A 506-nucleotide genomic window follows, 5' to 3' on the forward strand; every position below is an offset into this window, starting at 1 on the left:
GTTGAGGGAGTTCAGGTAGAGCTTGAACGATTTCGATTCGATCAGCCGCGGCGAGGTGCACGGCACCTGCACGGTGGCGACGGCGACCTGCGGCTTGCCGCGCGGGTCGAGCCAGCTCAGCTCGAAGGCGTGCCAGCGGTCATGGCCGACGAACGGCAGCGCGGCGTCATCCAGGCCGATCTCGGCGCGGGCGCCACTGCGGGGGATGGGAAACAGCAGGCCGGGATCGTACTGCGACGGGTAACTGACCTCGCGACCGAGGCTGGAGTCCTGGGGGGTGTTCATGGTGGGCATTGTATCGCGCGCAGGGCGGGCCTTCGGCCGGGCCGGCCAACGGCGGAGCCCCTCCGTGGTGGGGTTGGGTTGGTCGCGGAATGCGGTCGATCGGCTTGGCCGGGTGGGTAGGCGGGTCGGGGGACGCCGTAAACCCATCCATGGGGGCTTGGCCGCGGCATCCATGCCGCGGACACCCCCGCCCCGCCTACCCACCCGGCCTCTGACAGTTC

Annotated in this window: 1 protein-coding gene; it reads right to left on the bottom strand. The window is 70.2% G+C overall.

The genetic code is table 11. The features are described 5' to 3' along the window. The coding region (locus C9414_RS21220; protein WP_258182664.1) for a hypothetical protein at positions 1-294 on the bottom strand (294 nt) is incomplete at its 3' end. Positions 295-506: the final 212 nt, after the last annotated feature.

Source organism: Bacillus sp. Nf3 (assembly GCF_003028545.1).
Taxonomy (GTDB): domain Bacteria; phylum Bacillota; class Bacilli; order Bacillales; family Bacillaceae; genus Bacillus; species Bacillus safensis.